The organism is Rhodococcus sp. 06-462-5, assembly GCF_002258315.1.
Lineage (GTDB): Bacteria > Actinomycetota > Actinomycetes > Mycobacteriales > Mycobacteriaceae > Rhodococcoides.
Genome location: NZ_NOYD01000001.1, coordinates 117,471 through 131,445 on the forward strand (window position 1 = coordinate 117,471; position 13,975 = coordinate 131,445).

Below are 13,975 nucleotides of genomic sequence, written 5' to 3' on the forward strand. Positions count from 1 at the left end.
TTGACCGTCGAAAAGGCCACTGAACGTCACATTGAGTGGACGGGGGTGCGGGCAATGGGCAACTGACTCGTGTCAGCGGGGATACCGTCTACGTTGCAAGTGCATTCTGACTTCGGGAGTGAGATATGACGGCGACAGCAGTTCCCTCGGAGCGGTTCGGTTCTACGACACCGCGGTCGTTCGTGCCACCCGAGCGCGGTCGGTTGAGTGAGGTGCCGCATATCGCGGGGCTGGTGCTCGGTGTGTTCGCGGTGCTGTTGTTCTTGTGGAGTCTGTCGCCGACTCTTCGCTTCCTGATTCACGTTCCGCGCGAGTACGTGGACAGCTATTACTTCGATGCTCCCGATACGAGTTTGTCGTGGGCGCTGGTGGTCGGTTTGTTGGCGGCGGCGTTGGCGAGTCGTAAGCGCATTGCGTGGTGGTTGCTGACGATCTATCTGGTGTTGTTGGCGATCACCAATGTGGTCGAGGGGATCACGGAGAAGAACGTCAATTCGTGGATTGCGCTCGCTGTGCATGTTGTGGTGACGGGGTTGTTGATCGCCGCGCGCAAGGAGTTCTACACGCGGGTGCGTCGTGGTGCGGTGTGGAAGGCGCTCGGGGTGCTCGTGCTCGGCGCCGCCGTCGGGACGGTGATCGGGTGGGCGCTGGTTGCGTTGTTCCCCGGGTCGTTGCCGGAGAGTCAGACGTTCCTGTGGGCGTTCAATCGCGTGACGGCGTTGGCGACGGTGGACAACGAACAGTTCGACGGCCGGCCGAACGGAATCGTGAACACGGCGTTGGGTCTGTTCGGAGCGTTGGCGTTGCTGGGGGCGGTCATCACGTTGTTTCGGTCGCAGCGTTCGAGCAACGCGCTCACCGGTCGCGACGAGTCCGCGCTGCGTGGTCTGCTCGACAAGTGGGGCGCCGACGATTCCCTCGGCTACTTCGCAACCCGCCGCGACAAGGGCGTCATCTTCGCCACCAGCGGCAAGGCGGCGGTGACGTATCGCGTCGAGGTCGGTGTGTGTCTGGCCAGTGGTGACCCGATCGGCAACCCCGAGGCGTGGCCGCATGCGATCTCGGAATGGCTGGACCTGGCCGAGAAGTACGGCTGGACTCCAGCTGTCATGGGAGCCAGCGAGATCGGGGCGACCGCGTACAAGCGGGCCGGACTGAGCGTCCTCGAACTCGGCGACGAAGCAATCCTCAAAACCAAAGATTTCAACCTCAATGGACGCGAGATGCGCCCCGTGCGTCAGGCGGTCAACCGGGCCCGTAAAGCGGGTGTCGTGGTCACCGTACGTCGTCATCGAGAGATTTCGTCGGAGGAGATGTCGGAGATCATTGCCTGCGCAGATGCGTGGCGCGATACCGAGAACGAGCGTGGGTTCTCGATGGCGTTGGGTCGGCTGGGTGATCCGCTCGACGGCGATTGTCTACTGGTGCAAGCGGTTCAGGGTGAGAAGGTGATCGGTGTTCTCTCGTTGGTGCCGTGGGGTCGCACCGGTGCGTCGCTGGATCTGATGCGCCGCGATCCGGCGTCGCCCAACGGGGTGATCGAACTGATGGTGACCGAGCTCGCCACCAGCGCAGATCATTTCGGGGTCGGCAAGATCTCGCTGAACTTCGCGGTGTTCCGCGCGGCGTTCGAGGAGGGCAGCCGGATCGGTGCCGGGCCGGTGCTGCGAATCTGGCGCAGCGTGCTGGTGTTCTTCTCCCGGTGGTGGCAGCTCGAGGCCCTGTATCGCTCGAACGTCAAATACCTTCCGGAATGGGAGCCGCGCTACCTCTGCTTCGCCGACAATCGGGTGTTGCCCAAGGTCGGCGTCGCGTCGGCCATCGCCGAAGGCTTTTTGACTCTTCCGACCTTTCGGCGTGCCTCGAAGCACACCGGCTCCCATGTTGCGGTGCCCGCGGCTCTGGCCGACGCCGACGACATTCATCCCGACGGCAGCGGCCCCGACAGCGTCCCGGACGAGCCGACACCGGGCCGCAAGCGTCCCGACCAGGTGCGCGTACGCATGTCGAAACTCGATCGCCTCGAACGGGAGGGCACCGAGGGCTATCCCGTCGCCTATCCCCCGACACACACGGTCGAGGCAGCGGTGGCGTCGCCGCAGGGCACAACGGTGCGAATCGCCGGCCGTGTTCTTCGGATACGTGACTACGGCAGCGTGTCCTTCGCCGTCGTCCGTGACTGGTCGGCCGATATCCAGGTGCTGTTCGACCGCGAACGCGTCGGCGACAGAATCGAAGAGTTCGATGCCGATTTCGACCTGGGTGACCTCATCGAGGTCAGCGGCACCATCGGGTACAGCAGGCGTGGCGAGCTCTCTCTGCTGGCCACCGACTGGCGCATGAACGCCAAGTGCCTGCATCCGTTGCCGGACAAGTATCGCGGCCTCACCGACCCCGAGGCTCGGGTGCGGCAGCGGTACGTGGATCTGGCGATCAATCGGGATGCTCGCGCACTGATGATTGCCCGCTCGAATGTCGTGAAGTCCCTTCGTGATTCGCTCGGTGAGCGCGGATACATGGAGGTCGAGACGCCGATTCTCCAGCAGGTCCACGGTGGTGCCAACGCAGCACCGTTCGTCACCCACATCAATGCCTACAACCTCGATCTCTACCTGCGGATCGCACCGGAGCTGTATCTCAAGCGCCTGTGCGTCGGCGGGATGGAGAAGGTGTTCGAGATCGGCCGGGTGTTCCGCAACGAAGGCGCGGACTTCAAGCACAATCCCGAGTTCACGATCCTCGAGGCCTACGAGGCCCACAGCGACTACGAACGCGCAATGGTGTTGTGCCGCGAGCTGATTCAACGCGCTGCCATCGCCGCGCACGGACGCGAGATCATCCTGCGCCCCGACGGCCCCAACGGGGAGATGATCGAGATCGACATCTCCGGCGAATGGCCCGTCAAGACGTTGCACGGTGCCGTCGCCGAGAAGTTGGGCGTCCCCGTCGAACCGTCGACTCCACTGGAGGAGCTGCAACGCCTGTGCGACGAGAACGACATTCCGTACGAGAAGACCTGGGATGCCGGGGCCGTCGCGCAGGGAATGTACGAGCATCTCGTCGAGGACTACACCGAGTTCCCCACCTTCTACAAGGACTTCCCGACGTCGATGTCGCCGTTGACGAGGCCGCATCGGAGCATTCCTGGCGTTGCAGAGAAGTGGGATCTCGTCGCGTGGGGTGTGGAGCTGGGTACCGCGTACAGCGAGTTGACCGACCCTGTCGATCAGCGCCGGCGCCTGACCGAACAGTCGCTGTTGGCGGCCGGCGGCGACGAGGAGGCGATGAGTTTGGACGAGGATTTCCTGCAGGCGCTCGAACACGGGATGCCGCCGACCGGCGGTCTCGGCATGGGCGTCGACCGGGTCGTCATGCTCATCACCGGTGGCAGCATTCGCGAAACCCTCGCATTTCCCCTGGCCAAGCCACGTCAATGACCTTCCTCCGCAATCGGTTCCCGACGGCGAGTGTGCAAAACCGGGAAAATGATGGAAACTGGACCGTGAAACAGTCGACAGGTCGGTAGAGCATCGTGGAGAACCAGACATGGACACCGGGGATCGAGCCGAACGCAGTGCGTTGTTTCCCGTGAAACATCCTCCCGGTCAGTACGTCGAGGTGGACGGCCAACGTCTGCACTTGTTCGTGCGCGGAACCGGCCCCACGGTCGTCCTGTGCGGAGGCCTCGGCAGCAACTGGTTCGACTGGAACGACACCGTCGACATCTTGAGCGCCCACCATCACGTGATCGTTCTCGACCGCCCCGGCTTCGGACTCAGCGACCCCCTGCCCGTCGGTGCCACGCCCACCGTCCGCGGAGAGGCAGACCGGATCATCGGCGTCCTCGATGCACTCGGCGTCACCGAGCCTGCCGTCGTCGCAGGTCATTCGATTGCCGGCTTCTATGCAGAGGCCGTCGCCCGGCTGTACCCGTCGCGCATCCGCGGGATTCTGTTGCTCGATTCCAGCGCCGAATCAGACCCCCGACGCTTCGTCCCGGCCGTCGTGCGCATCGAGGCAGCGCACGTGATCGCAACCGCTCTCAGCAAGACCGGCCTGCAGAAGCTGGTCGGACCACGTGTGCGCCGCGTCCTCAATCAAGCGACGCCGCCCGACGGCACACCGCAGGAGACGTTCGACTGGGTCGACGACATCTATCGCCGACCCACCTACCTCGCAGCCGCTCTGGTGGAGGACGTCGTCTACCCTGATCTCGCCGTCGAACTGAACAAACTCCGAAAGCGTTCGCCACTCGTCGTTCCGGTCATCGTCGCCGCAGCCCACACCGGACGACCCTCCCCGTGGGGCAAGCGATGGATCAAGACTCAGCGCAAACTGGCCTCGTATCTGCGTGCCGACTTCACCGTCGTCATGCCCGCCCACCACCACGCCATGATCGACAAGCCCGCCGAGGTCGCGGCCCTCATCACCGAACTGGTGTGAACTCCTCGAGGCGACGCACGTAACGTGTGTCACCGAGCCCGTAGCCCAAGACCCGAGCCGAAGCTCGGCGATGGCGCGGTAGCACGAGAGGAAATTGAAGATGGGTGCGATCAGCACGACGCAGGGACGACAGTCGAAACTACTCGGACTCGGCGTTCACCGCCCCGAGAGAGTCGTGACCAACGACGAGATCTGTGAATTCATCGACTCGAGCGACGAGTGGATCCAAACGCGGTCCGGAATCAAGAACCGGCGCTTCGCCGATCCCAAGGAAAACGTCGTCGAGATGTCCATCGCGGCAGGGCGTAAGGCCCTCGAAGCCAGCGGAATCACGGCCGACCAAGTCGACACCGTCATCGTCGCCACCTCGACGCATCTCGAACTCACACCCCAAGCAGCTGCGAAAGTAGCGCACGGACTCGGCACCAAGGGACCGGCCGCATTCGACATCTGCGCCGGCTGCGCAGGCTTCTGCTACTCCCTCGCCGTCGCATCGGACCTGGTCAAGGCCGGAACGTCCAAGTACGTCCTCGTCATCGGTGCAGAACAGCTCAGCGTCACCACCGACCCCTACGACCGCACCACCCGCTTCATCTTCGCCGACGGCGCCGGTGCCGTGGTCGTCGGACAGAGCGACGAAACCGAGATCGGACCCGCCGTCTGGGGCTCCGACGGCTCGCAATCCGACGCCATCGTCCAGACCACCGACTGGTACGACTACATCACCGAAGAAGGCCTCGAGCGACCCTGGATCCGGATGAACGGAATCTCCGTCTTCCGCTGGGCCGCATTCGAAATGGGCAAAGCCGCGCAGCGAGTCCTCGACGTCGCCGGCATCAAAACCGACGAACTGCACGCCTTCATCCCCCACCAGGCCAACAGCCGCATCACCGAACTCCTGGCCAAAAGCCTGAACCTCGCCGACGGCACCCCGGTCGCCAACGACATCGCCGAAACCGGCAACACCTCGGCAGCCTCGATCCCCCTGGCCATGGAAGAACTACTGCGCACCGGCAAAGCAAAAGCAGGAGACACCGCACTGCTGCTCGCCTTCGGTGCCGGACTCTCCTACGCCGGACAGGTAGTCAAACTCCCCAACCTGTAGTCGCCGATCCACACCCGCTGCACCCAATTCCCGGGTGCACACCCTCCACCCCAGTCCACTCGATGTGACATTGAGTGCCCTTTTCGGCAGTCAATGGCACATCGAGTGGACTCGGGGGACGCTGTGGGGCGATTCGGGACCCAAGGCGGGGGTCGGGTCGTACTGTTGTCGTATGCCCAAGCCTCCGTTGCCCGATGCCGCTGTTGAGATGTTGACGAAAGCGAATCCTGCGGTCATGGCGGTGGTTCGTGCAGATGGGACGCCGATCACCGCACCCACGTGGTATTTGTGGGAGGACGGGAAGATCGTGCTCAATTTCGATGCTTCTCGGAAGCGGCTCGAGCACATCAGGGCCAATCCGAAGGTCTCGATTTCGGTGTTGGACGAGGCCAGTTGGTACACCCACATCACAGTGCACGGTTCGATCGAGTTGCAGGACGACCCCGATCTGGTCGACATCGATCGCATCTCGACGCATTACACCGGCAATCCGTATCCGGTTCGGGATCAGCCGCGCGTGACCGGATACGTCACTGTCGACGCCTATGTGGGCTGGGGCAAGCTCGGCACGTAGCGTCGCGAGAGAACGGTTGCGGCTGCTGTCTCCAGGTGCCACACTCCCGCCATGGGCTATCCGCAGGGTGAGAGCAGCGATCCGTTCGACGCAGCGAACAAGGATCAGCCGTACGGCGGGCAGCAGTACCCGCCCTATCAGAATCCGAACGCGCAGTACCAGAACCCGCAATACCAAAACCCCCAGTACCCCAATCCCCAGTACGGGAATGCGCCCTATGCCGGCGGGTATCAGGCCCCTCCGACCACCAACACCTTGGCGATTGTCTCGCTCGTGTTGGCCATTCTCGGTCTGACGTTCATTCCGTTGCTTGCGTCGGTGTGCGCGGTGGTGTGTGGCCACATCTCGCGAGGTCAGATCAAGCGCACCGGCGAAGGCGGGTCGGGGTTTGCAACGGCAGGCCTGATCGTCGGATACGTGTCGATCGCGCTGTTCGTGGTCATCGTGGGTGCGATCGTCATCTTTGCGATCGCTGCCGCAAACACGTCAACCTACTGATACGGGCTTCGCCAATCGGCCGTTGAGGCACGCCGCCCACACGCCTGCGATCACTGCCAACGCAATGACGAACAGCGCCAACGCGTTCCATCCCAGGGACTGGAACACGACGCCGCCGATCCAGCCGACGACGGACGATCCGCCGTAGTAGAACAGGTTGTACAGCGAGGTCGCCTGCGCGCGGCCGTGGACGGCACGTTGTCCGGTCCATCCCGACGCAATGGCGTGGGCGGCAAAGAATCCCATGGTCAGGATCACCAGGCCGGTCAGAATGACGGCGAGGTTCGACGCCATCGTCAGGCCCACCCCGGCGATCATCGTCGCGGTGGATCCGGCGAGCACCACCGACCTGCCGTGCTTCGTCGCGAGATTGCCCGCTACCCGTGACGACACCGTACCGCTGAGGTACGCCACGAAGATCAGGCTGATCAGAGACTGCGGTAGCCCGAAAGGCGCGGCCTCCAAACGAAATCCGAGGTAGTTGTAGATCGCGACGAAGCCGCCCATCAGCAGGAATCCCTGGCCGTAGAGTGCCGCCATCCCCGGCTCGCGCAGGTTCACCCAGAGCCGCCCGGGCAGGTCACGAATCTGGCTGTGCACGAGCGTCGTTCGCGGCCGAGGTGCGAGCCAGACGAAGAGTGCGGCGGCCAGAGCGGCGATCAACGACACGGTCAACGTGCCGATACGCCAGTTGGTGTATTCCGCAACGGGTCCGGCGACGATGCGGCCGAGCAGTCCGCCGAGCGTCGTGCCGGACACGTACGTCGCCGCGGCCAAGGCAGTGTGCTTGCGATGCACCTCTTCGCTCAGGTACGCGATCGCGATGGCCGGAAGTCCGCCCAGCGCAGCACCTTCGAAGAATCGAACCACCAGCAGAACTTCGAGCGAGGGCGAGAGTGGAACCAGCAGACCCAACGTCGTGGCGGTGAGGATCGACACCGTCATCGCGCGGACACGACCGATGCGGTCGGCCGCCACCGACCAAGGAATCACCGACATCGCAACGCCGACCGTCGCGAGTCCGACCGCGAGCGAGGACTGCGAAGGCGTGATGTCGAGATTGGCGGCGATGAGCGGCAGGATGCCCTGCACCGAATACAGCTGCGCGAACGTTGCGACTCCGGCGAACAGCAGTGCCAGCACGAGCCGGCGGTACTCGCGCGACCCCCTGGGGTGTCCCTCCCATCCGAGCACCTCGGGCTGCGTCGTAGTCATGCAGATCACGTTAGAAGTGCTCACGGTATTCGTCCAATGCATGGGAACTCCCAAACCAATACATCACCGATATGATTCGACGATGCGTCGTGAAGCGATCGAACTGCTGCCGCTGCTGCCGACCCTCGTCGCGGTGGCCGACACCGAACACATCACCGACGCGGCGCACGTCCTGGGCGTTCCACAGCCCACCGTCAGTCGGCAGGTCGCCCGCGCCTCGGCAATCCTGGGTGTCGACATCGTGGAACGACGCGGTCGCGGCATCGTGCTCACCAGCACCGGCCGCGTGCTGATTCCGTATCTCCAGCGGGCGTTGAGCGATATCGACGCCGGCATCGACGCCATGACCGAGCACGACGCCCGGGCCCGCGGCCGTATCGCGGTGGCGTTTCAGAACACCCTGGGCGAGGACGTCGTACCGGCGCTGATCCGGCAGTTCCGCGTCGACCACCCGGCCGTCACGTTCGATCTGGACCAAGGTGCCCGGGCACGCTGCCTCGACCGTCTCGCCGATGGCGTCGCGGACCTGGCGCTCGTCTCCCTCAGCGCCGAGCACACCGACGACAACTCGTTCCAGCTCTACGACGAGAGGCTGATGCTCGTGGTTCCGGCCGATCATCGCCTCGCCTCACGCAGGTCGGTCGATCTGGCCGACACCGCCGACGAGAACTACATCGCGATGGGCCACGGTTTCGGGATGCGGTCGATCTGCGACGAGCTGTGGGCGGACGCCGGCTTCACCCCGCGCATCGCATTCGAGGGGCAGGACACTCACACGGTGCGCGGACTCGTCGGAGCCGGTCTCGGCATCGCCATCCTGCCTCGCATCCGCGCACACGGCGGCGAGGGCGGAACGGTGGACATCGGACTGACCCAACCGGCCGCACGCAGGCGAATCGGCATGGTGTGGGATCCGCAGGCCGATTCGCCGCGTCAGGTGGCAGCATTTCGATCGATGGTGCTGCGCAGCGGTCGAACACTCGTGATTAGGTGAGTCGATGCAATTGGTTCTGGTGCGGCATGCCCTCCCGCAACGGTCGGAGACCTCGGCCGATCCCGCTCTCGCCGACCTCGGCGTCCAACAGTCCCAGCGGGTGCCGGGTGCCGTGGCCCGGTTCCCGATCTCCCGAGTCGTCTCGAGCTCGCAGCTGCGGGCCGTCCAGACTGCGCAACCCCTTGCCGATCGGCTCGGTCTGACGGTCGAACCCGACGATCGCCTGACCGAATACGACCGCGACTTCGGCGGCTACGTTCCGATCGAGTCCGCCAAGACCGAATTCCGTGAGGCATTCGATCGCATCAAGGCCGGGCATCTTCCCGAACAGGTCGACGAGCAGGCGTTTCGGCAGCGAGTTCTGGCCGGTGTCGCCGATGTCGTTTCGGCGAGCGCACACACCGACACCGTGGCACTGTTCGCCCACGGCGGCGTGATCAACATCCTGCTGCAGGACATTCTGCAGACCCCGAAGGTGCTCGGCTTCCCGATCGACTACTGCTCGGTGACGCGGGTGCTGTTCTCGCGGAGCGGCGCGAGGTCGGTCTCCTCGGTGAACGAAACCGAGCATGTGTGGGACCTGCTGCCCCGCAACCGGCAATCCACAGAGAGCTCTTAAACTCCCAGGTAGAGGGCATGAAACGGGGCGTCGACGGTCATCGAGTGGTCGGCGAGGCCGCACCGTGCGGTTAGCCTCGAACTCATCATGGGTGAATTGCGTATCTTGCGACGTCCTGCCGTTGCTCTCACTGCGCTGGCGTTTCCTCTGGTAGCGGTAGGTGCCTTTGCACTGGGCACCGGCTACGACCTCGGCGGCGAGTCGACGGCAACCACCACCGTCGTCGCCGACACGGAGCAGGCACCGGCAGCGGACCAGCAGACGGCAGATCCCCTGGCCGCGGCCAGGAGCAGCCTCAACAGCGCATCGTTGCCCATCACGTTCCTCTCCAGCGGTATCGGCCAACTGACCGACGGCGGAACGCAGCTCAACGACGGCGTCGGGCAGCTCGCCGACGGCATCACCCAGGCACACGACGGAACCATTCAGCTCGCCGATGGATTCGGGCAGTACCGCGACGGCATCGGTCAGCTCGGCGACGGCGCGTCGCAGATCAGCGGTGGCGTCGACCAGGTCGTCGATCAGCTCGCCGGCTTCGGCGCTCTGCAGGCCGATTTCACCGCCAAACTCGCTGCCACCGCAGACCAGGTCGATCGCTTCCCGCATCCGGGATCCGACGCCATCTCCGGCGAGATCCGCGGGGTCATCGACACTCTGAACACCCAGGCTTTCGGACCCGACACCCTCGCTCAGCTGCAGACCCTCAAGGGTGGTGCGCAGCAGCTGTCCTCCGAGCTCAACGATCCGAACAGTCAGTTCCTCGGCGCCACCGCACAGCTCGGTGACGCCACTGTGCAGCTGCGGGACGGACTCGGCCAACTCGACGACGGTGGCCAGCAGCTCAAGGCCGGCACCGATCAGCTCGTGACGTCGGTCAAGCCGGTCGAGGGGATCGTCAACGGCATCGCCACCAACGTGCGCGACGCCTCCGCGGCACTCCCGCAGGGAACCGCGGCCGCCACCGACGACGCCACCTCGGACCAGAACATCGCCGCCACGTCGTCGAGCACCGGAACCGGTGCCACGCCGTATCTGATCGCCGCCCTGGTCGCGCTCGGAGCTCTCGGCTGCGTCAGCCTCGTTCGCGTGTTGGGTAGGGACAGCAAGCCGCGCTGGCTCGCCGTCGGAGCTGCAGTCGCGGCAGTGGGCGTAAGCGCCGCAGTCGCGTTCGCGTTCGCCACCGACGCCGCCGTCGGGCCGGTGCTCGGCGCCGGCGTCTTCCTGATCGTTTCCGCCGCGGCCTACCTCGCGGCAGCGGGAGCGATCCAGCGCGTGCTCGGTGCGGTGGTCGGTCAGATCGTCAACGTCGTCGCCCTCGCGGTGCAGGTCGTCGTCTGCGGCTTCGCATATGCATCGACGGCACCGATCTGGGGCGACCTCGCCGCCTTCATGCCGATGAGTTACACCGCCGCCGGTGCCCGCGTCATCGCGTCGGGCGAGATGAGCGGGACCGGCTGGCTCGCGATCGGTGCCACGGTGGCTCTGCTCGCCGTGTCGGCACTCGTGTACGCGAGCGTGCGGAGTGTGTCAGCCGACCGGCCGGAGGGGATGGATGGCGGGGGCCGCCGCGAGGTGGGCACCGAACTCGCTTAGCGCCTGCTGCAGGTGCGGGGTCTGCATGTGGCCGTCGAGGTCCTCCTGCGACTTCCATACCTCGATGGTGATGAAGGTGCCCGGCTCGACCGCCGACTCGAACAGCTCGTAAGAGATGTTTCCGTCTTCCTTCCGAGATTCGGCAACCAGCGCCGAGAGCCCGTCGCGCACGGCGTCGATGGCATCCGGCTTGGCGACGATCGTCGCGACGACCTTCAGATCGTTGGTCATGAGGTGATGTTTCCTTCGTTCGGCGAGACACATGTTTATCCACCGAACGTACTCCCGATCCCCCTAAGCTGAGGTGTCCATTGGGGGAAGGGAAGCAACAGTGAGCCAGACGGCAACCGAGCAGCGCGCCACCGGTAAGGAATGGCTCGGACTCGCAGTGCTGGTGGTGCCGATTCTCGTCGTATCGATGGACATGTCGGTGCTGTACCTGGCCCTGCCGTTCATGACGGCCGATCTCGAACCCACCGGCAATCAGTCGTTGTGGATTCTCGACATCTACGGATTTCTGCTCGCCGGCCTACTGATCACCATGGGCTCGCTCGGCGATCGCATCGGCAGGCGCACCCTGCTCATGATCGGTGCCGTCGTGTTCGGCGCGGCATCTCTGGCCGCGACGTTCTCGACCTCCCCCGAGATGCTGCTCGCGGCACGCGCTCTGCTGGGAATCGGCGGAGCCACCATTGCGCCGAGCACATTGTCGTTGATCCGCAACATGTTTCACGACCCCGCTCAGCGAAAGGAAGCCATCGGCCTGTGGACTGCCGGCTTCGCCGGTGGAGCTGCAGTGGGCCCTGTCATCGGCGGTGTTCTGCTCGAACACTTCTGGTGGGGCTCGGTGTTCCTGATCAACATCCCGATCATGGTGGTGCTTTTCGTCGCCGCCCCATTGCTGGTCCCCGAGTTCAAGGACTCCGACCCCGGAAAGTTCGATCCCATCAGCGTGGTCCTCGCGATCTCGTCGATGCTCTCGATCGTCTTCGCCATCAAACACGGTGCGCAGGAGGGGATCGACGCCGCAACGACCGTCACCGCCCTCACCGGGCTGGCGCTCGGTGCGGTGTTCGTCATCCGGCAGCGGAAGGCAGCACATCCCTTGATCGACGTGACGCTGTTCGCCGAACGTGCCTTCAGTGCAGCCGTCGTCGTGCAATTCCTGGTGATCTTCGCGATGACCGGCTTCAGCCTGTTCGCCGCCCAGTACCTTCAGCTGGTCGTCGGGCTCGGGCCCCTCGAGGCCGGATTGTGGTTGTTGATTCCCGCCGCGGCCGCAGCGTCCGGAGCCGTCTTGGCACCGACGATGAGCAAGGTGATCCCCACGGGCACCATCATTGCGTGCGGCCTGGCCTTCATCGGATTCGGTTGTGTGGCAATGGTCTTCGTCACCAGCGACTCGGGACTGCCATTGCTGCTCTCCGGTATGGCTCTGCTGACGTTCGGTATCGGCGCGGCGTCGACTCTCAACTCCGACATCGTCCTCACCGCCGCGGCACCCGAAAAGGCCGGGGCCGCATCGGCACTGTCGGAAACCGGAGCCGAACTGGGCGGGGCCGTCGGCATCGCGATCCTCGGCACGATCGGCAGCACCGTCTACCGCCACCTCATGGACGACGCCATCCCCGCGGGCACCCCGGCCGAGATTGCCGACCCTGCACGAGAGACCATCGGCGGCGCAATCGCCGTCGCCGACTACCTGCCGGAGCCGTTCGCCTCGCAACTGACCACCGTCGCGAACTCGTCGTTCGTCGACGGCTTCAACCTCGCGGCCGGCTGGAGCGCAGGCCTGATGGCCGTCAGTGGGGTTACCGTCTTCGTGCTGCTACGCCGTCAGACCGCGTCGGAGAGGTAGCGTGCCAACCACCGGGTTGCGGACTGGCCGTTCTCGACGTCGTAGCTCTGGTACTCCTGGTGAATACCGGAGCGGTAGAACGCCTCGATCTCCCGCTGACGCTGAGCGTTCGCCTGATCGGACAGCTGGCCCTGCAGCACCGGCAGACCACCGGCCGCTGCGAGGTCCGCGATCAGGGACTGCGCTTCCTGCGAGTACTGATCGGCGACGTTCGGTGCCGGATTGGACGAGACGGCCAGGAAACCGGCCAGCCGCGCGACGTAATCGTCCTTGGGCGTCGAGCAGTACAGGTCGCCGACGGCACAGAACGTGCGCACCACGGGGCTGACGTAGCCGAATCCGCCGACGCGGGGTCCGCCGACCCCGGTGCCGACCACCGCCGGCCCCACCAGAGCATCGGTATCGGAGCGCTTCGGGTCGGAGATCAAGCCGACCGCCACCACCTTGTCCGCGGGCACCACGCCCACTCCGGTGCCGATGGCCGCGGCGAGATCGCCGGCCGCGTCGGCTCCCTGGCTGTACCCGATGATGCCGAGTTTCGTTGCGCCGCAACGATCGGCCATCGCCTTCAGCATCCCGCCCGCGTTGGCTACGGCTTCGGCACGCGATTGCCCGTACACCTCGCCCTCCCAGGGGAACGCGGTCGCGGGATACGAGACGTAGTCGGTGCGGATGTCGCTCCCGAGACGATCGGTGACGTCGGTGAGCATGCCCGGCTTGGGGGCCGCACCCGAGCTGGTCTCCCAAGTGCCCGGAATGGCCACGACGTACATCGTCGGACAATCGGCCGGGTCCGCGGCGGCAGGCGAAGCCGTTCCGACGACGATTCCGGATGCCACAGCTGCAGCGACGCCGATACCGGCGCAGATCTTCTTGACACTCATGGGGAGGGGGCCTCACTGGGTGATCGAACGCTTCTTCTGTTCGATCCCGACAATGCCAGGGGCCTGTGACCATCAGATGCCTACATGGTTAACGGACGTAACCGTGTGTCGAATGGCAGCGGAAAGCAGACGAACTCGAAGTTGTGGAAGGAATCGGACCTCAATCCGTCCACAACTTCGAGCTCGGCGGAG

At 64.8% G+C, this 13,975-nt stretch carries 12 protein-coding genes; 9 read left to right on the top strand and 3 right to left on the bottom strand.

Annotation, left to right across the window (positions count from 1 at the left end; all coding sequences use genetic code 11):
* Positions 1–125 precede the first annotated feature (125 nt).
* The 5 genes from lysX (at position 126) to CH251_RS00635 (ending at position 6,620) form a co-directional block, all read left to right on the top strand.
* Positions 126–3,437, top strand: coding sequence for a bifunctional lysylphosphatidylglycerol synthetase/lysine--tRNA ligase LysX (gene lysX, locus CH251_RS00615; protein ID WP_094611364.1), 3,312 nt, complete (start codon positions 126–128; stop codon positions 3,435–3,437).
* A 109-nt stretch (positions 3,438–3,546) separates the two neighbouring features.
* On the top strand, positions 3,547–4,443 hold the full coding sequence (locus CH251_RS00620) for an alpha/beta fold hydrolase (protein ID WP_179273666.1): 897 nt from the start codon (positions 3,547–3,549) through the stop codon (positions 4,441–4,443).
* Positions 4,444–4,543: 100 nt separating this feature from the next.
* Positions 4,544–5,548, top strand: coding sequence for a beta-ketoacyl-ACP synthase III (locus tag CH251_RS00625; protein WP_032378786.1), 1,005 nt, complete (start codon positions 4,544–4,546; stop codon positions 5,546–5,548).
* Positions 5,549–5,720: 172 nt separating this feature from the next.
* The gene (locus CH251_RS00630; RefSeq protein ID WP_094611365.1) at positions 5,721–6,122 is read left to right on the top strand and encodes a PPOX class F420-dependent oxidoreductase; all 402 of its coding nucleotides are present in this window, start codon (positions 5,721–5,723) and stop codon (positions 6,120–6,122) included.
* Positions 6,123–6,173: 51 nt separating this feature from the next.
* Positions 6,174–6,620: a DUF4190 domain-containing protein gene (locus CH251_RS00635; RefSeq protein WP_094611366.1), complete on the top strand. Its 447-nt coding sequence runs from the start codon at positions 6,174–6,176 to the stop codon at positions 6,618–6,620.
* Here CH251_RS00635 and CH251_RS00640 read toward each other — a convergent pair.
* Positions 6,609–7,835, bottom strand: a complete 1,227-nt coding sequence (locus CH251_RS00640; RefSeq protein WP_094611367.1) for an MFS transporter — start codon at positions 7,833–7,835, stop codon at positions 6,609–6,611. The genes CH251_RS00635 and CH251_RS00640 overlap by 12 nt on opposite strands.
* Positions 7,836–7,917: 82 nt before the next feature.
* Between CH251_RS00640 and CH251_RS00645 the strand changes: the two genes are divergently transcribed.
* The 3 genes from CH251_RS00645 to CH251_RS00655 all read left to right on the top strand — a co-directional run bounded on the left by CH251_RS00645 (position 7,918) and on the right by CH251_RS00655 (position 11,041).
* Positions 7,918–8,829: a LysR family transcriptional regulator gene (locus CH251_RS00645; protein WP_256978733.1), complete on the top strand. Its 912-nt coding sequence runs from the start codon at positions 7,918–7,920 to the stop codon at positions 8,827–8,829.
* A gap of 4 nt (positions 8,830–8,833) precedes the next feature.
* A complete protein-coding gene (locus CH251_RS00650; RefSeq protein WP_094611368.1) occupies positions 8,834–9,448 on the top strand; it encodes a histidine phosphatase family protein in 615 nt (204 codons plus the stop codon).
* Positions 9,449–9,535: 87 nt separating this feature from the next.
* The gene (locus CH251_RS00655) at positions 9,536–11,041 is read left to right on the top strand and encodes a phage infection protein (protein ID WP_094611369.1); all 1,506 of its coding nucleotides are present in this window, start codon (positions 9,536–9,538) and stop codon (positions 11,039–11,041) included.
* On the opposite strand, the gene CH251_RS00660 is transcribed toward CH251_RS00655, so the two are convergent.
* A complete protein-coding gene (locus CH251_RS00660; RefSeq protein ID WP_094611370.1) occupies positions 10,976–11,272 on the bottom strand; it encodes a putative quinol monooxygenase in 297 nt (98 codons plus the stop codon). The genes CH251_RS00655 and CH251_RS00660 overlap by 66 nt on opposite strands.
* A gap of 100 nt (positions 11,273–11,372) precedes the next feature.
* Between CH251_RS00660 and CH251_RS00665 the strand changes: the two genes are divergently transcribed.
* Entirely contained in the window at positions 11,373–12,899 is a 1,527-nt protein-coding gene (locus tag CH251_RS00665) for an MFS transporter (protein ID WP_094611371.1), read from the top strand.
* Here the strand turns inward: CH251_RS00665 and CH251_RS00670 are convergent.
* A complete protein-coding gene (locus CH251_RS00670; protein ID WP_094611372.1) occupies positions 12,878–13,783 on the bottom strand; it encodes a cutinase family protein in 906 nt (301 codons plus the stop codon). The two genes, CH251_RS00665 and CH251_RS00670, sit on opposite strands and share 22 nt — an antisense overlap.
* Between the last annotated feature and the right edge of the window lie 192 nt (positions 13,784–13,975).

Bases quoted from the DNA above. Each gene is read 5' to 3' on its own strand.
- lysX (WP_094611364.1), top strand. From the start codon at position 126: ATGACGGCGACAGCAGTTCCCTCGGAGCGGTTCGGTTCTACGACACCG.
- CH251_RS00620 (WP_179273666.1), top strand. From the start codon at position 3,547: ATGGACACCGGGGATCGAGCCGAACGCAGTGCGTTGTTTCCCGTGAAA.
- CH251_RS00625 (WP_032378786.1), top strand. From the start codon at position 4,544: ATGGGTGCGATCAGCACGACGCAGGGACGACAGTCGAAACTACTCGGA.
- CH251_RS00630 (WP_094611365.1), top strand. From the start codon at position 5,721: ATGCCCAAGCCTCCGTTGCCCGATGCCGCTGTTGAGATGTTGACGAAA.
- CH251_RS00635 (WP_094611366.1), top strand. From the start codon at position 6,174: ATGGGCTATCCGCAGGGTGAGAGCAGCGATCCGTTCGACGCAGCGAAC.
- CH251_RS00640 (WP_094611367.1), bottom strand. From the start codon at position 7,835: ATGACTACGACGCAGCCCGAGGTGCTCGGATGGGAGGGACACCCCAGG.
- CH251_RS00645 (WP_256978733.1), top strand. From the start codon at position 7,918: ATGCGTCGTGAAGCGATCGAACTGCTGCCGCTGCTGCCGACCCTCGTC.
- CH251_RS00650 (WP_094611368.1), top strand. From the start codon at position 8,834: ATGCAATTGGTTCTGGTGCGGCATGCCCTCCCGCAACGGTCGGAGACC.
- CH251_RS00655 (WP_094611369.1), top strand. From the start codon at position 9,536: ATGGGTGAATTGCGTATCTTGCGACGTCCTGCCGTTGCTCTCACTGCG.
- CH251_RS00660 (WP_094611370.1), bottom strand. From the start codon at position 11,272: ATGACCAACGATCTGAAGGTCGTCGCGACGATCGTCGCCAAGCCGGAT.
- CH251_RS00670 (WP_094611372.1), bottom strand. From the start codon at position 13,783: ATGAGTGTCAAGAAGATCTGCGCCGGTATCGGCGTCGCTGCAGCTGTG.